9 protein-coding genes are annotated in these 16,781 nt (G+C 63.2%); 5 read left to right on the top strand and 4 right to left on the bottom strand.

Going from position 1 to position 16,781, the window contains the following annotated elements; all coding sequences use genetic code 11:
• Positions 1–152: 152 nt before the first annotated feature.
• Positions 153–446, bottom strand: a complete 294-nt coding sequence (locus ACY8D3_RS18195) for a YheV family putative zinc ribbon protein (RefSeq protein WP_462380216.1) — start codon at positions 444–446, stop codon at positions 153–155.
• Complete coding sequence (prlC, locus tag ACY8D3_RS18190; protein ID WP_462380215.1) at positions 443–2,491, bottom strand: oligopeptidase A; 2,049 nt, start codon at positions 2,489–2,491, stop codon at positions 443–445. Before prlC ends, ACY8D3_RS18195 begins: the two co-directional genes overlap by 4 nt.
• Before the next feature lie 126 nt (positions 2,492–2,617).
• On the opposite strand from prlC, the gene ACY8D3_RS18185 reads away from it, so the two are divergent.
• Positions 2,618–3,166, top strand: coding sequence for a gamma carbonic anhydrase family protein (locus tag ACY8D3_RS18185; RefSeq protein WP_462380214.1), 549 nt, complete (start codon positions 2,618–2,620; stop codon positions 3,164–3,166).
• Between the two features lie 167 nt (positions 3,167–3,333).
• Here the strand turns inward: ACY8D3_RS18185 and ACY8D3_RS18180 are convergent, their stop codons facing one another.
• On the bottom strand, positions 3,334–5,769 hold the full coding sequence (locus tag ACY8D3_RS18180; RefSeq protein WP_462380213.1) for a mechanosensitive ion channel family protein: 2,436 nt from the start codon (positions 5,767–5,769) through the stop codon (positions 3,334–3,336).
• A 130-nt stretch (positions 5,770–5,899) separates the two neighbouring features.
• Between ACY8D3_RS18180 and ACY8D3_RS18175 the strand changes: the two genes are divergently transcribed.
• Positions 5,900–6,382 (top strand): N-acetyltransferase family protein, encoded by a 483-nt coding sequence (locus ACY8D3_RS18175; protein ID WP_462380212.1) that lies wholly within the window; start codon positions 5,900–5,902, stop codon positions 6,380–6,382.
• Positions 6,383–6,664: 282 nt separating this feature from the next.
• Here the strand turns inward: ACY8D3_RS18175 and putA are convergent, their stop codons facing one another.
• A complete protein-coding gene (putA, locus tag ACY8D3_RS18170) occupies positions 6,665–10,609 on the bottom strand; it encodes a trifunctional transcriptional regulator/proline dehydrogenase/L-glutamate gamma-semialdehyde dehydrogenase (RefSeq protein ID WP_462380211.1) in 3,945 nt (1,314 codons plus the stop codon).
• 490 nt (positions 10,610–11,099) lie between these two features.
• On the opposite strand from putA, the gene ACY8D3_RS18165 reads away from it, so the two are divergent.
• Genes ACY8D3_RS18165 through ACY8D3_RS18155 form a run of 3 tightly spaced genes read left to right on the top strand, consistent with a single transcriptional unit; the run spans position 11,100 to position 16,335 of the window.
• Positions 11,100–12,176 (top strand): efflux RND transporter periplasmic adaptor subunit, encoded by a 1,077-nt coding sequence (locus ACY8D3_RS18165; protein ID WP_462380210.1) that lies wholly within the window; start codon positions 11,100–11,102, stop codon positions 12,174–12,176.
• Positions 12,173–13,264, top strand: a complete 1,092-nt coding sequence (locus tag ACY8D3_RS18160) for an efflux RND transporter periplasmic adaptor subunit (protein ID WP_462380209.1) — start codon at positions 12,173–12,175, stop codon at positions 13,262–13,264. Before ACY8D3_RS18165 ends, ACY8D3_RS18160 begins: the two co-directional genes overlap by 4 nt.
• Positions 13,261–16,335 (top strand): efflux RND transporter permease subunit, encoded by a 3,075-nt coding sequence (locus ACY8D3_RS18155; protein ID WP_462380208.1) that lies wholly within the window; start codon positions 13,261–13,263, stop codon positions 16,333–16,335. The genes ACY8D3_RS18160 and ACY8D3_RS18155 overlap by 4 nt, the downstream gene beginning before the upstream one ends.
• Positions 16,336–16,781 lie beyond the last annotated feature (446 nt).

Below are 16,781 nucleotides of genomic sequence, written 5' to 3'. Positions count from 1 at the left end.
GAACGTGCTCGTTGCCGTGTCGATCGCTTCGGTGGGTTACGCTTCGCTAACCCACCCTACAGTACTGAACTACCCCGGCACACCACAGCGGGAAGCCCGTACGGTGGATAGCTGCAAGCGTTATCCACCGTTGAGGCGATCCGGCCGGCCGATCAGGCGTCCGGGTCGGGCTTCTTGAGTTTGGGGTTGGGGAAGAACTGTACGGCCTTCACGCTCGGGTCAGCCGGCTTCTTGGGCTTGAGCGCGGTGGCATTTACCCGGGTAGGCAATTCGTTGGGGACGGAATTGCCGCGCGCATCGAGCGTATCGGCGTAACCGCAGGCCACGCATTCGCGGTGCGGTACGCCATCCACGTTCCACATCTTGATCGTGTCCTGCGCGCTGCACGCCGGGCACACGGCCCCGGCGATGAAGCGCTTCTTGGTCACGTTCGGCGTGTCGCTCATGCGGCCTCCTGACTGAGCCCCAGATGGCGCAGCAAGGCATCGATCTTCGGCTCGCGACCGCGGAAGTCCACGAACAGCACCATGGGCTCCTGCGAACCGCCACGCGCCAGGATGGCCTCGCGGAAGGCGCGGCCCGTTTCCGGATTCAGTACGCCGTCTTCCTCGAACTTCGAGAATGCATCCGCAGAAAGCACTTCAGCCCACTTGTAGCTGTAGTAACCCGCCGCGTAGCCACCCGCGAAGATATGCGCGAAGCTGTTCGGGAAGCGGTTGTACGCCGGCGGACGCATTACCGATACTTCGTCGCGGATCGCATTGAGGACGTCGAGCACGCTGCGGCCGTCGCCATGGGTGGCGTGCAGTTCGAAGTCGAACAGCGAGAATTCCAGCTGGCGGACCATCATCAGTCCGGAGTGGAAGTTCTTGGCGGCGAGCATCTTGTCCAGCAGGTCCTGCGGGAGCGGCTCGCCCGTCTCGTAGTGGCCGGACATCAGCGCCAGCCCTTCGGGCTCCCAGCACCAGTTTTCCATGAACTGGCTTGGCAACTCGACGGCATCCCACGCCACGCCGTTGATACCCGACGCGCCGGAATGCTCGACCCGGGTCAGCAGGTGGTGCAGACCGTGGCCGAATTCGTGGAACAGCGTGGTGACTTCGTCGTGGGTCAGCAGCGCAGGCTTGCCCTTGGACGCCGGTGTGAAGTTGCACACCAGGTTCGCGACCGGGCTGATGAGCTCGCCGCTTCCGGTCCGACGCTTGTCGCGGGCACCGTCCATCCAGGCGCCGCCACGCTTGTTGGCGCGGGCATAGAGGTCAAAGAAGAAGCGGCCGACGTGCTCGCCGTTCTCCAGGATCTCAAAGAGGCGAACGTCCGGATGCCAGCCGTCGAAGTCATTCAACTCTCGGATCTCGATGCCATAAAGGCGCTGGACGATTGCGAAGAGGCCGGAGAGGACTTTATCCACAGGGAAGTAGGGTCGCAGGATTTCCTGCGAGACGCTGTAACGCTGTTCCTGCAGTTTCTCGCTGTAGTAGCCGACGTCCCAGCTCTGCAGGTCGTCGCAGCCCTTTTCGGCGGCGAACGCGCGCAACTCGTTCAGGTCCTGCTCGGCGTAGGGCTTGCTGCGCACGGCGAGGTCTCGCAGGAAGCTCAGCACCTGATCGGTCGATTCGGCCATCTTGCTCGCCAGTGACAGCTCGCTGTAGTTGGCGAAGCCCAGCAACCCGGCCAGTTCCTGGCGCAGGTCGAGGATTTCGTTCATCAGCGGGCCATTGTCATTCTGGCCGGCATTCGGGCCCTGGTCCGATGCACGTGTTGCGTACGCCGCATAGACTTCTTCACGCAGCGCGCGGTTGTCAGCGTACGTCATCACGGCGTAGTAGCTGGGGAATTCAAGCGTGATCAGCCAGCCTTTAAGGCCCTTGGCTTCGGCGGCCTGCTTCATCTGGCCCCTGGCCGCTTCGGTAATGCCAGCCAGCAGTGATTCGTCTTCGATGTGCTTCACCCAGGCCTGGGTGGCATCGAGCAGCTGATTGGAGAAGGTACTGGTCAGCTCGGACAGGCGCATCTGGATTTCGCCGTAACGCTTCTGCTTGTCGGCTGGCAGATCGATACCCGACAGGCGGAAGTCACGTAGTGTGTGCTCCAGAATGGTCTTCTGGGCAACGTCGTAACCCGCGGCCTCCGGTCCAGTCGCCAAGGCCTGGTAGGCATTGAACAGATCGCGGTTCTGGCCCAGTTCGGTCCAGTACTCGGACAGCTTCGGCAGGCATGCCTCGTAGGCCTTGCGCAGTTCCGGGCTGTTGCAGACGGCGTTCAGGTGGCTTACCGGGCTCCAGGCACGGCCCAGGCGCTCGCCCAGTTCATCCAGCGCGAGCACGAACCCGTCCCAGGTTGGCTGGGCACCCTGTTCACTCAGGAGCCTGGCCAGCGCGGCGCGGTTATCGGCAAGGATGGTGTCCACTGCAGGCTCGATGTGCTCGGGCTTGATGCGGGAATAGGGCGGCAGGTCGAACGGTTGCAGCAGTGGGTTATCGGCAGTCACGGCAAAGACACCTTCAGGCTCGAATTCGATTAAAGGGGTTATGGGGCCGCAAGGCACGTTTCACAACCCGTGTGCGGTCCATGTTAATTACAATCCGGACAAAAATGACCTGACGAGGGTTCTATCGTGACGATTCGTAAATTCGAAACCCATACCCCGCAACTCGGCGCGCGTGCGTTCGTCGACCATAGTGCTGTGGTCATGGGGGATGTGGTGATAGGCGAGGACAGCTCGATCTGGCCATTGACCGTCATCCGCGGCGACATGCACCGCATCCGCATTGGCACGCGGACCAGCATCCAGGATGGCAGCGTCCTGCACATTACCCACGCGGGTCCGTTCAATGAAAATGGCTTCCCGCTGATCATCGGCGACGAAGTCACGGTCGGCCATAAGGTCACGTTGCATGGCTGCACCATCGGCAACCGGGTACTGGTAGGTATGGGGTCGATCGTCATGGACGGCGCGGTCGTCGAGGACGAGGTCATCATCGGCGCCGGTGCGCTGGTGCCGCCCGGCAAGGTGCTGGAGAGCGGTTATCTGTATGTGGGTAGCCCTGTGAAGCAGGCACGCCCGCTGACGGACAAGGAGCGCAATTTCTTCAGTTACACGGCCGGCAACTACGTGAAGCTGAAGGACAAGCATCTGGCGGAAGGCTTCGACAGAGCGGAATAGCCCAGAAGTGCAGCACGCGTCCACGCGGGTTGTCACCCGCCCTACGGAGCATTTCGCGTCCAGCAGTAGGGCGGGTGAAACCTGCGGCTTTTGATCTACGCGCCCGATCTGGGAAGTGCTGAGGCTTTACGGTCGGTCCAGGTAGGCGGTGCGCGTCTGCGGCACGATCAAGCCGGTCGCTCCCTGGGTGGTGGCGTCGGCTCGGTCGGGACGATCAACGTCGTGCGAGGGTTGGCGATCTCGATCTGGCGCTCGCGGAAGCGTTGCAGGATGCGCTTGTTCATCTCCCGCTGTACGCCCCAACGGCCCTTGTCGATACAGCGGATCTGCCCTGCGACAGTCACCATCGAGCCGTCCACGGCATCGACGCCCCATACCTCGATATCGTTGAGGATCAGGCTGCTGAAGGCAGGGTCCGCGCGGAGGTCCGCACCGATCTGCTTGATCTCGGCGATCACTTCCTCGACATCGACGTCGTAGCCCACGCTGATGCGCACGGCGGCGTTACCAATGCCGCGGTTGGTGTTGTTGACGGTCGAGACCGAGCTGAACGGCACGATATGGAGCGAGCCATCTCCCGCGCGCAGCCGCACGGTGCGGATCGACAGGTATTCGACCGTCCCGGAGACGCCGGCGACCGTCACCCAGTCGCCCACCTGCATTGCATTTTCCATGAGCAGGAAGATGCCGGTGATGAAGTCCTGCACGAGCTTTTGCGAGCCAAACCCCAACGCGACTCCAATGATGCTGGCGCCGGCCAAAAGTGGCGTCGTGTTGATGCCCAGTTGGCTGAGTGCAGTAAGGACCACAACCAGTGAGATCACGATGAACAGGGCCGTACGCAGCATCGGCATGAGTGTCCGTAAGCGGGCAACACGCAGGACATCTCCCCGTTGCGTCCAGCGCTGGAGCCGTTGATTGACCGCGAAATTGGCCCACTGCCAAATGAGCAATGCACCAACGGCGGCGATGAGAATGGTCAATGCCGCCGACACCAGGCTGCGGCCAATGGTGTCCTGCGCGAACCACCCCAAGGCGTTGAATCCCCAGGCCTGGAACAGTGCGACCAGCGTACCGAGCCCGATCAGCAACGAGGTGAGGCTGCGGGCCAGCGGATAGTAGTGCTGAAGCGAAAAGCTTGAGGCTGTCTCTTCTGGCGGTGCGTCCACATCGAAGAGCCGACCCAGCGCACTTTGCGCCAGGATCGCCGCGATTCGGCCCGCGGCCAGGACGGCGCCGCTTACGGCCAGGAAGCCCAGTAGACGAGGCAGGCCGTCTTCGACGCCCATCGCCCACACCAGCCAGGCGCCAAGCACGGTGGCCGCAGCGAATACCCACCACACCTGTGCGAGCCAGCGTCGCGCCGCCGCGCGCAGCCCGGCAGCATCCTCAGCGGGCCGCAGCGCGTCGGCCACAGGTCGACGCAGGTGCAGGATCAGCGCCACGGCGAACCCATGCACCAGTAGCGAGGTGAGCTTGAGTACGAGCACCCGATTATCTGCACCTGCCCCCAACACCGAGGCGGCCTCGGCCAACGCAATGCCGAATGTCGCCGTGGTCACGAAGCGTCGTGTCCAGCGCTCCAGCAACTCGGAAAGCCTTGCGCTCATGGGAATGACGGCGGAGCTGTCGCCACAGGGCGAAACGAGCAGACGCACCACGATCATTGTCACGCGGGCCGTCAGGTAGGCGTTGACGAATATGCCTGTGGCGGCGGATAGCGCGGGGTTGTAATCCTCCAACAGGCGCAGCGCTATCGCCGAGACAACGAAAAACACACCGACTGGCACGAGTTCGAGCAACATTCGACCTGCCGCATAGACCAGCCGACGCAGTGGCCCGAGGGAATGTTCGGTCGCACTGGGCAGCGGTGGCGTCGTTTCGCTCGGCGTGGGTTCTGGCGGGGCAGCCGCGGCGGTGTTGCCGACGGGTATGGCTTCCAATTCCTCTACGCCATTGCGCTGGGTCTGGACCAGGGCGACACCTTCAGCACTGGGGCGGGTCGCTGCCGTGGCCGGGCCGGGCGGTATCTCACCGTTTCCGGTCGCCGGTCTGTTCGCCAGCCGGACATCACGGGACGCTGCATTTGCCAGTCGCCGACGCAGCCGTGTAATAGGTCGTGCGGCTGCCCACTCGGCGGCCAGTGCCGCGCCGAAGACCAGCGCGAGCCCAAGCGACGCCATGAGCAAGCGTTGGCGGCCTGCTTCGCTGCCGAAGGCTCTGTGCCAGCCCTCCGGCAAGGCATGGGCCGCCTGGCGAAGCTGACGGCCCTGCTGAGCAAGCCCATCGGCCCACGTACCGATCTGCTGAAGCGTTCGCGCAATGAGGCCATCTTCTTCCAGCGGAACGAGTGCGGTCGTCTGCTCGTCCGCCGCAGGGGCGTCTGACGCCTCGGCCGCACTGGATGCGGAATGTTCAGGATCGGCCAGCGCCTTGAGTACCGCAATCACGTCGGCCCGGCGTTGATCATCCTGGAGTAGGTCGATGACGCGCTGCACGTCGGCGTCGGTCACTGTGTGATCGGTAGCCGCCGGTGCGGCGGACAGGGTCGCGTGGAACAGGGCACAGGAGATGAAAAGGCATAGGCTGCGAAGCAGGCGCATGGAGGTGTCCGGACAGTGGCTCAGATCTGAGAGTGCCCACGCCGCCGGTTTTATCCGCATCGGTGCCGACGGTGTCGCGTCGCGTGTGGCCTGATACGCTTCGGGGCTTGATCGACGAAGGAGCAGTGCCGTGAACATTCGACCCATCACCGAAGCGGATTTCGACCAGGTCTGGCCCATCATCCGCGATGTCGTGCAGGCCCAGGAAACCTATGCGCTCGACCCGAACATGGATCGGGTCGCGGCATGGAAGCTCTGGGTCGAGCTGCCCCGCGCGACCTACGTCGCCGAGGCGGATGGGCGGATCCTGGGCACCTACTACATCAAACCCAACGCGGCCGGCCCAGGCGACCACGTCTGTAACTGCGGCTACATGACTTCACCCACAGCACGCGGGCGCGGCGTCGCTGGCACGTTGTGTGCGCACTCGCTGCAGGTGGCGAAGGAGCTGGGTTTTCTTTCCATGCAGTACAACTCGGTGGTCTCGGCCAACGAAGTCGCCGTCGCCCTATGGAAAAAGCATGGCTTCGAGATCGTCGGCACGCTGCCGCAGGCCTACCGTCACAAGACGCTTGGACTGGTCGATTGCTATGTGATGAGCCGGAAGATTTGACGAGCCGCGTTTGGTCAGGCCGAGACCAGTCGCTGGCAGGCGTGTCGCGAGGTCGGTGGGTTACGGCGCGGCGAAGGGTGTGGTGATCGAGACAGCAGCGTAGGCGCCTAACCCACCCTACGGGTGCGGCGTTGCCAGACGGCTTTCGTAGGGCGGAATCCCGAAGGGCTTCCGCCGTTACCGCGTCCAATAAGTGACTGCCCGCTCCAACTGAGAAGTGGTCGCTACGAAAAAGGGGCGATGCCTTGCGACTTCGCCCCTTTTTCGCTTGCCCGCAGACGGTCAGCCGATCGTCATCAGGCTGGCGTTACCACCGGCAGCGGCCGTATTCACGCTGAGCGAGCGCTCGATGAGCAGGCGCTCCAGCGGAACGGCCGTTTCGCCGCGGAACAGGCCGGTCACGCTGACGATCGGGCCTTTACGTTCGGCGACTGTCTGGCAGACATCACGCAGCTGGTCCGAGTCGCCATGGTAGAGCACCGCTTCGAAATGCGTGTCGGGCTGCTTCCAGTCCGCTACGCGGATGATGCGGGCCTGAACAGCGGCTGGCAGGCTGCCGAGAAGGCTCTCGGTTGCCGCGCTCTTCTGCACCACCGCGCGGCTGCCAACAGACAGCACGGCGGCAATCTGTACCAGCAGGTCGTTCTGCTCTTCGGCCAGGCACAACACGGCGTCGCGTGGCAGCAGGGTGTAGCTGTTGCGCTCGCCGGTCGGGCCGGGCAGCAGGCGCGTGGTGCCGCTCTGGGTCTCCTTCGCAAAATGCTCGCTGGCGGCCGTCAGCTCGGTGCGCTTGCCCCCTGCAGCCCACTCGACCATGGCGGCGAACGGCTTTTGCAGTTCGTTGCGTGCGGTCGAATCCAGTGTCGCGCTCGTGTCGCTCGCCGAGAAGGCCTGGCTGATGGCATCGTCTGGCCGAGTCGACAGCAGGCGGTACATGTACAGCGGGCCACCGGCTTTCGGACCGGTCCCCGACAGGCCTTCACCACCGAACGGCTGGACGCCAACCACGGCGCCGACCATGTTGCGGTTCACGTACAGGTTGCCGGCGTGGGCTTGGCTCACCACCTGGGCGATGGTCTCGTCGATACGGGTGTGGACGCCCAGCGTCAGGCCATAACCCGTGCCGTTGATCTGGTCCATGAGCGACTTCAGGTCCTTGCGAGCAAAGCGCACCACGTGCAGGACGGGGCCGAAGACTTCGCGCTTGAGATCATCGAAGCTGTCCAGTTCGATGAGCGTGGGCGTCACGAAGGTGCCACGGCGGGTCTCGGACTTGTTCACGCGCGACAGCTGGTGAACGGTGCGGCCCTTCTCACGCAGCGTCTTGATGTGCGACTGGATGTTGGCCTGGGCTTCGGCGTCGATGACTGGCCCGATATCCACGTTCAGATGCTCGGGGTTGCCGAGGCGGTATTCAGCCATGGCGCCCTTGAGCATGGTCAGTACGCGATCCGCGACGTCTTCCTGCACGCACAGCACGCGCAGGGCCGAGCAGCGCTGGCCCGCGCTGTCGAAGGCCGACGCGACCACGTCCACGACGACCTGCTCGGCCAGGGCGGACGAGTCGACGATCATGGCGTTCTGGCCACCGGTTTCGGCGATCAGCGGAACGGGCTTCCCGTTTGCGTCCAGACGGCCGGCCAGGTTGCGCTGCAGGATGCCGGCGACTTCGGTCGAGCCGGTAAACATCACACCCTTGACGCGATCATCGCCGACCAGCCTTGCACCGACGGTTTCGCCACGGCCCGGCAACAGTTGCAGCGCGCCCTCGGGGATGCCCGCCTCGAGCAGGATGCGGACGGCCTGGGCGGCGATCAGCGGCGTCTGCTCGGCCGGCTTGGCCAGCACGGTGTTGCCCGTCGCGAGCGCAGCGGCGACCTGCCCGGTGAAGATGGCCAGCGGGAAGTTCCACGGGCTGATGCAGACGACCGGCCCCAGCGGACGATGCGTACCGTTATCGAAATGCTCGCGGGTGTGCAGGGCGTAGTAGCGCAGGAAATCCACGGCCTCGCGCACTTCCGCGATTGCGTTCATGTACGTCTTGCCGGCTTCGCGTACCAGCAGTCCCATCAGTTGCTGGATCTGCGCGTCCATGAGGTCCGCGGCGCGATCGAGGATAGCGGCACGCTCGGCGGGTGGGGTTGCCTGCCAGATCGGGCCGGCCGCACCTGCAGCGAGCAGGGCGGTGTCGACGTCTGCTTCGGACGCTTCCTGGACGTAACCCACGATGTCCTGATGGTCGGCCGGGTTGCGGACCGGCTCCTGGGTGCCGTCGCTGACAGCGCCGCCGAGCATCGGCAGCGCTTTCCAATCCTGCATCGCACTGGTGAGCAGCGCAGTGGATAGGGAGGCAAGGCGGTGTTCGTTGGAGAGGTCGATGCCGCTCGAGTTGAGGCGCGCAGCGCCGTAGAGATCACGCGGTTGCGGAATGCGCGGGTGCGGCAGGCCGACGCCGCCTTCCTGGGCGGACAGTTTCTCAACCGCGACGACCGGGTCAGCGACCAACTCATTGATCGAGACCGAGTGGTCTGCAATGCGGTTGACGAACGAGGTGTTGGCACCGTTTTCCAGCAGGCGACGGACAAGGTAAGCAAGCAGCGTTTCATGGCTGCCGACCGGTGCGTAGACCCGGCATGGACGGTTCAGCTTGCCATCGGCCAGCTTGCCCACGACCTGCTCGTACAGCGGTTCGCCCATGCCGTGCAGGCATTGGAACTCGTACTGGCCTGGGTAGTAGTTCTGGCCGGCAATCTGGTAGATGGCCGCCAGCGTGTGGGCGTTGTGGGTGGCGAATTGCGGGAAGATCGCATCCGGCGCGTTCAGCAGTTTGCGCGCGCACGCCACATAGGAAACGTCGGTATAGACCTTGCGGGTGTAGACCGGATAGCCCTCAAGTCCTTCGACCTGGGCGCGCTTGATTTCGCTGTCCCAATAGGCGCCCTTCACCAGACGGATCATCAGGCGGTGGCGGCTGCGGCGAGCCAGGTCGATCACGTAATCGATCACGAACGGGCAGCGCTTCTGGTAGGCCTGGATGACGAAGCCGATGCCGTTCCAGCCGGTCAGCTTGGGCTCGAAGCACAAGCGCTCGAGCAAATCGAGCGAGATTTCCAGGCGGTCGGCTTCCTCAGCGTCGATGTTGATGCCGATGTCGTACTGCTTGGCCAGCAAGGTCAGGCCCAGCAGACGCGGGTAGAGCTCGTCCATCACGCGCTCGTACTGCGCACGGCTGTAGCGCGGGTGCAGGGCAGACAGCTTGATGGAGATGCCAGGGCCTTCATAGATGCCGCGGCCATTCGATGCCTTGCCGATGGAGTGGATGGCCTGCTCATAGGACGCCAGGTAGCGCTGCGCATCCTCTTCGGTCAGCGCCGCTTCGCCGAGCATGTCATAGGAGTAGCGGAAGCCCTTGGCTTCGTATCGGGTGGCGTTGGCCAGCGCTTCACCAATAGTCTCGCCGGTGACGAACTGCTCGCCCATCATCCGCATGGCCATGTCCACGCCCTTGCGAATCACCGGCTCGCCGCGCTTGCCGATGATGCGGTTCAGGGCGGAAGACATCTTCTCTTCGTTATGGGTCGACACCAGCTTGCCGGTCAGCAGCAGGCCCCAGGACGCCGCGTTGACGAAGATCGACGAGCTCTTGCCGAGGTGATCGCTCCACTTGCCGTTGGCGATCTTGTCGCGGATCAGGGCGTCGCGGGTGCCCTTGTCGGGAATACGCAGCAGGGCTTCGGCCAGACACATCAGTGCCACGCCTTCCTGGGACGAGAGGGAGAATTCCTGCAGCAGGCCCTGGACGAGGCCGGCACGGCCGCTGGCGCCCTTGGCATTACGCAGTTTCTCGGCCAGCTGGTAGGCCAGCTTATGTGCCGCGTCCGCCGTGGCTTCAGGCAAACGCGCCTGTTCGAGCAGCATGGGAACCATTTCCTGCTCGGGGCGACGGTAGGCAGAGGTGATCGCCGCGCGCAGCACAGACTGCGGGAGGATGCTCTCGGCAAAGTCGAGAAAGTACTGGTGGCTGGCTTCGGGCGCTTCACCTTCGTCGGCGGCATCTTCAGTACCGGAGGCAGAAACGGTGGCGTTGCCTGCTTCGATCTGCTGAAGGTAGTTGTAAATTGCTTGTTTGATGACCCAGTGAGGCGTGCGGTCGATGGTCTGCGCGGCCTGCTTGAGGCGGTCGCGGGTTGCATCGTCCAGTTTCACACCAACGGTAGTGGCTGCCATGAGAGATCCTCGTCGAGCAGGGAGGAGTACGTCGCTCCTCTTTTTGGCTTGTTATGGCGCGATGGGCAGGCACGCAGAGAGGCCGGGTCATCGTGCGATCAGCCGGCAGGCTAACGGTAACTACGAAAAGGTGCAACTAGGTGCAACCGCTTTTCGTCCGAGGCGTTCGGTCTTCATATTCGCGGGTTGCACCCGCTTTGCCTGACGGCCCCTCAGGTGCTCGCTGCCATGTATCTGGCCTCGCCTGAACGTCCTGATCAGCGCAGCGAAAAACCCGACTGTTCGGTCACAAATGTGGCGCTTCGCTTGCTCGCTGCAGACGAGGAACCGCGGGGCTTTGCTATATGTCGCATGCTCACTATGCTGTTAACCCCGTCTCAGTTGAATCCGCATGTAACAGACTTCGGCAACGTGTAGTCATGCATGCAGGCAGCTAACCCCTTGGCCACGTTGGGTGGCGACCGGGCGCCTGGACGAGTAAGGAGTCTTGATGCGTCTCTCGATTCGCAGCGCCTCGGTGCTGCTGGTCCTTGTGTTGGCCGGCTGTGGCGATACCGCGTCCCCCCCTGAATATATCCCTCGGGTCGAAGTCCAGACCGTTCGTATCGAGCAGCACAGCGTCGACGCCACGCTGACGGGCGATGTACAGGCGCGCATCCAGGCCCCGCTGTCCTTCCGGGTCGGCGGACGTATCGGCGAGCGCCTTGTTGATGTGGGGGACGAGGTGAAGGCCGGACAGGTTCTGGCACGGCTTGATCGGCAGGATCAGCTCAACAACCTTCGCGCTGCCGAGGCATCGGCACAAGCCGAACGCGCGCGGCTCAAGCAGGCAGACGCGGATCTGTGGCGCCAGCAGCAGTTGTTGCCCAAGGGTTATACGAGCCGAAGTGAATACGATGCGGCACTCGCGGGCCAGCGAGGTGCCAAGAACTCGCTGGCGGCTGCCGAGGCGCAGCTGTCCGACGCGCGGGAGCAGTTGCGTTACACCGACCTGAAGGCCGACGCGCCTGGTGTCATCACGGCGCGCCAGGCCGAGGTCGGCCAGGTGGTTCAGGCATCGGCTCCGGTCTTCGAGCTGGCACGGGATGGCGCGCGGGACGCGGTCTTCAATGTTTACGAATCCCTGCTCGCCGTGCCGAAGGGGCAGACCATCGACGTCGCGCTGCTGGACGACCCCTCCGTGACGGCGCGTGGCGAGGTGCGTGAGGTGACACCGTCCATCTCGCAACAGACCGGCACCATCCAGGTCAAGATCGGCTTGATCGATCCGCCCGCGGAAATGCGGCTTGGGTCGACGGTTAGCGCCAGCGTGCACTATCAGCCGCGCGCCAGCGTCGCGCTGCCGTGGTCGGCGTTGACGAAGTCTGGCGCCAAACCGGCGGTCTGGGTGCTGGATGATGAGGGACGCGCCAACCTTCGTGTCGTTGACGTGGGCCGCTACCTGAAAGGGCAGGTAATGATCACCGGCGGGCTGAATGACGGCGAACGCGTGGTGACCACGGGTGGACAATTGTTGCACCCCGATCAGGGCGTTGAGATCGCCCAATCGCGGGAGTCTTCGCTATGAAGATCTTCCGCAATGGCCTGGTCGGCTGGACCGTATTGCTCGCATTTGCCGGAAGCCTGGCAGGTTGCTCTGACGATCCGCCGCCTCAGCCGCCGGTGCGCCCGGTGCTCTATGTCGAGGTGCAACCGCAGGCTGCGGAAACGGTAGGGCGTTTCGCCGGCACCATACAGGCACGCTACGAAACGACCCTGGGGTTCCGTGTCGGTGGCCGAGTTGCCCAGCGGCGTGTGGATGTGGGGTCCCAGGTACAACCCGGTACCGTGTTGGCGGAGCTCGATCCGACCGACCAGCAGAATGCCTTGCGTGCCCGCGAAGGCGATGCTGCTCGCAGTGAAGTGCAGTTTCTCAACGCCCAGGCAGACGCCAGGCGACAACAGGAGCTGTTCGACCGGGGCGTCGGAGCCAAGGCAGCACTGGACCAGGCCATCACGCGGCTGAGCAGCGCACAATCTGCACTCGACCAGACTCGGGCCGCTGCACGACAGGCGCAAGACCGCGTCGGCTACGGCACGCTGCGCGCGGAGTACGCAAGCGTCGTTAATGCCTGGCATGTGGAGGTCGGGCAGGTGGTCGCGGCAGGGCAGGAAGTGGTGACCCTGGCCCGGCCGGATGTGAAGGAGGCCGTGTTCGACCTGCCGGCCTCGCTCGCGGAGCGTATTCAAGAAAGCGCGTTGTTTTCAGTGAACGCGCAGCTTGAGCCGGGGATCAGGACCGTCGGACGGGTGCGGGAGATTGCGCCACAAGCCGATGCCGCCACGCGCACGCAACGTGTGCGGCTGACACTGGACGAGGCACCCGAACAGTTCCACCTGGGCACCTCGGTGACCGTTACGCTAAGCCAGCCGATTCCGCCGCAGATGTGGTTGCCGACCAGTGCCGTTCAGGACGTGGACGGCCGGTTGCAGGTCTGGGTCATCGATCCTGACACCTATACGGTCCAGGCACGCCCCGTCGAAGCGCTTGCCCGTGACGCAGATCGCATGGCGGTTCAGGGTGACCTCAAGGAGGGGGATCGTTTAGTGAGCGCGGGTGTGAACCTGCTTAAACCGGGACAGAAAGTACGAATGGACGAGGGCGTTCAGCCATGAAGGGCAGCTTCAACCTGTCGGACTGGGCGCTCCGCCACCAGTCGTTCGCCTGGTACCTGATGTTCGTGTCACTGCTGATGGGGGTGTATTCCTACCTCAACCTCGGCCGTGAGGAAGACCCATCGTTCACCATCAAGACCATGGTCGTCCAGACGCGCTGGCCGGGCGCCACGGTCGAAGAGACGCTGGATCAGGTTACGGACCGCATCGAGAAAAAGCTCGAGGAGCTGGACTCGCTCAATTACACCAAGAGTTACACAAGGCCGGGCGAGTCCACGATCCTTATCTACTTGCGGGACACTACCAAGGCCGGGGCCATCCCTGACATCTGGTATCAGGTGCGCAAGAAGATCGATGACATCCGCGGCGATTTTCCACAGGGGATTCAGGGGCCGGCCTTCAACGACGAGTTCGGTGACGTCTACGGCTCGATCTTCGCCTTCACGGCCGATGGCCTGACCTTCCGGCAATTGCGCGACTACGTCGAACAGGTGCGCGCCGACATCCGCACCGTGCCCGGGATGGGCAAGGTCGAGATGGTCGGCCAGCAGGACGAGGTGATCTACCTGGAGTTTTCGACACGGCGCCTCGCAGCCCTTGGCATCGACCAGAACCAGGTCATCCAGAGCCTCCAGGCGCAGAACGCGACGACACCTGCCGGTGTGATCGAGGCGGGGCCCGAGCGTATCTCGGTGCGAACCACAGGGCAGTTCAGGTCGGAGGAAGACCTTCGACAGGTCAACCTGCGCCTGAATGATCGCTTCTATCGGCTGACGGATATCGCAACCGTCCGTCGTGATCGTGTCGATCCGCCCACCATGGAGTTTCGCTATAACGGCAAGCCTGCCATTGCGCTGGCCATCGCCATGCGCGATGGCGGCAACATCCAGACCTTTGGCGAGGCCCTGCGTAACCGCATGGATACCTTGAGCGCCGAGCTGCCGTTGGGTGTGGAAGTCCATACCGTGTCGGACCAGGCCGAAGTGGTCGAGCATGCAGTGAGCGGCTTCACCCACGCGCTGTTCGAGGCGGTGGTGATCGTCATGGCGGTGAGCTTCGTCAGCCTTGGGCTGCGTGCCGGGCTGGTTGTGGCCTGCGCCATTCCGCTCACGCTGGCGATGGTGTTCATGTTCATGGAAATGAGCGGGATCACCATGCAACGCATCTCCCTTGGCGCATTGATCATCGCGCTGGGACTTCTGGTGGACGATGCGATGATCACCGTGGAAGTCATGATCACCCGGCTGGAGAAGGGTGATTCGCTGCACGACGCCGCGACGTACGCCTATAAATCCACGGCATTTCCCATGCTGACCGGCACGCTGGTGACAGTGGCGGGCTTCGTCCCCATCGGGCTGAACGCCAGCTCGGCGGGCGAATACACGTTCACGCTCTTCGCCGTCATTTCAATCGCGCTGCTGTTGTCATGGGTCGTTGCCGTGTTCTTTGCGCCGGTGATCGCCGTGCATATTCTGCCGAAGAAGATGAAGGCGAAGGACCATGACAAACCGGGGCGAATCGCGCGCTGGTCGCGCGGTAGCCTGCTGTTCGCCATGCGTCACCGCTGGCTCACGATCATCGTCACCGTGCTGCTGTTCGCGGCGTCGATCTTTGGCATGCGTTATGTGCAGAACCAGTTCTTCCCCTCATCGGACCGCCCTGAAATCCTCGTTGATCTGAACCTGCCGCAGTACGCCTCGATTCACGAGACTGCGCGTGTGGTCGACCGGCTCGAGGCGAGCCTGGAGGGCGATCCGGATATTCGTCGCTGGAGCACCTACGTGGGGCAGGGCGCGCTGCGTTTCTACCTGCCGCTGGACCAGCAGCTGCAAAACCCGTACTACGCACAGCTGGTCATCGTCAGCCAGGATCTGGAGGCTCGCGAGCGCCTGATTCCGAAGCTGCAACAACGCCTGCGCGATGAATTCGTCGGCATCGGCAGCTACGTGCAACCGCTGGAAATGGGCCCGCCGGTGGGTCGCCCCGTCCAGTATCGCGTCAGCGGGCCGGATGTGAACGAGGTTCGCACCCATACGCTGGAGCTGGCACGTCTGCTCGACGAAGAACCTGAGATCGGCGAGATGGTGTTCGACTGGAACGAGCCAGGCAAGGTGCTGCGAATCGACGTCGCGCAGGACAAGGCACGGCAGCTTGGGCTGTCCTCGCAGGACGTGGCGAACGTGCTCAATGGTGTGGTCAGCGGGCAGACCGTCACGCAGGTCAAGGACGATATCTACCTGATCAACGTGGTCGGCCGTGCGGAAGAAGCCGAGCGCGGCTCGCCGGAGACCATCGAGAACCTTCAGATCACAAACGCGAGTGGCGTCTCGATTCCGCTAAAGGCCTTTGCCACCGTGCGCTATGACCTGGAGCAGCCGCTGGTATGGCGACGCGACCGCAAGCCGACCATTACGCTCAAGGCCAGCATCATCGGGGATATCCAGCCAACGGACCTGGTGACCCAACTGGGGCCCAAGATCAAGCAGTTCAGTGATTCGCTCCCCGATGGATACCGTATTCAAACAGGCGGTACGGTTGAGGAGAGCAGCAAGGCGCAGGGGCCGATCGCAAGCGTCGTGCCGTTGATGCTGTTCCTCATGGCGACGTTCCTGATGATCCAGTTGCACAGTGTGCAGAAGATGTTCCTCGTGGCGAGCGTGGCCCCGCTTGGGTTAATCGGTGTGGTGATTGCGCTGGTGCCGACGGGGACGCCACTGGGGTTCGTTGCGATCCTGGGCGTGCTGGCGCTCATCGGGATCATTATTCGTAACTCCGTGATTCTTGTGACCCAGATCGATGCCTTCGAACGTGCCGGCGATTCGCCCTGGAATGCGGTAGTGGAGGCTACCGAACATCGTCGTCGGCCAATTCTGCTGACCGCTGCCGCGGCGTCGCTTGGCATGATCCCGATTGCCCGGGAAGTGTTCTGGGGGCCGATGGCGTACGCCATGATTGGTGGCATTTTCAGCGCGACGTTGCTGACGTTGTTGTTCCTGCCGGCGTTGTATGTGACGTGGTATCGGATCAAGGAGGATGATTCGGGGCCCGGTAATCATCGTGAGGAGGAGTAGGTCTGATGGTATGCCGTAGATACAAGGGTGGCGTTCTTTGACTCAGGCCTATCCATCACCGCCAGCCTTGTAGGGTGGGTTAGCGAAGCGTAACCCACCGAAACGGTTAGCGCCGCAGCGGGAAGCTTCGAGTGCGCGCACGGTCCGGGGATCAATGCCGTCCCGTCCCGACCGCCGTATCATGGGTGGTATTGTTCGAGGTAAACGGTGGAAGCCCTTCGGGATTCCACCCTACGGCCCTTTTGACTCAGGCCTGCCCACCACCGCCTGCCTTGTAGGGTGGGTTAGCGAAGCGTAACCCACCGAAACGGTTAGCGCCGCAGCGGGAAGCTTCGAGTGCGTGCACGGTCAGCGGATAAATGCCGTCCCGTCCCGACCGCCGTATCATGGGTGGGTATTGTTCGAGGTAAACGGTAGAAGCCCTTCGGGATTCCACCTACGGCTCT

It is taken from the genome of Pseudomonas sp. Marseille-QA0892, assembly GCF_054950135.1.
This window is presented reverse-complemented; position numbering and strand designations above follow the sequence as displayed.

What these genes read in the sequence shown, in the direction of transcription:
- putA (WP_462380211.1), bottom strand. Translation starts at nt 10,609, where the DNA reads ATGGCAGCCACTACCGTTGGTGTGAAACTGGACGATGCAACCCGCGAC.
- ACY8D3_RS18165 (WP_462380210.1), top strand. Translation starts at nt 11,100, where the DNA reads ATGCGTCTCTCGATTCGCAGCGCCTCGGTGCTGCTGGTCCTTGTGTTG.
- ACY8D3_RS18195 (WP_462380216.1), bottom strand. Translation starts at nt 446, where the DNA reads ATGAGCGACACGCCGAACGTGACCAAGAAGCGCTTCATCGCCGGGGCC.
- ACY8D3_RS18180 (WP_462380213.1), bottom strand. Translation starts at nt 5,769, where the DNA reads ATGCGCCTGCTTCGCAGCCTATGCCTTTTCATCTCCTGTGCCCTGTTC.
- ACY8D3_RS18160 (WP_462380209.1), top strand. Translation starts at nt 12,173, where the DNA reads ATGAAGATCTTCCGCAATGGCCTGGTCGGCTGGACCGTATTGCTCGCA.
- ACY8D3_RS18155 (WP_462380208.1), top strand. Translation starts at nt 13,261, where the DNA reads ATGAAGGGCAGCTTCAACCTGTCGGACTGGGCGCTCCGCCACCAGTCG.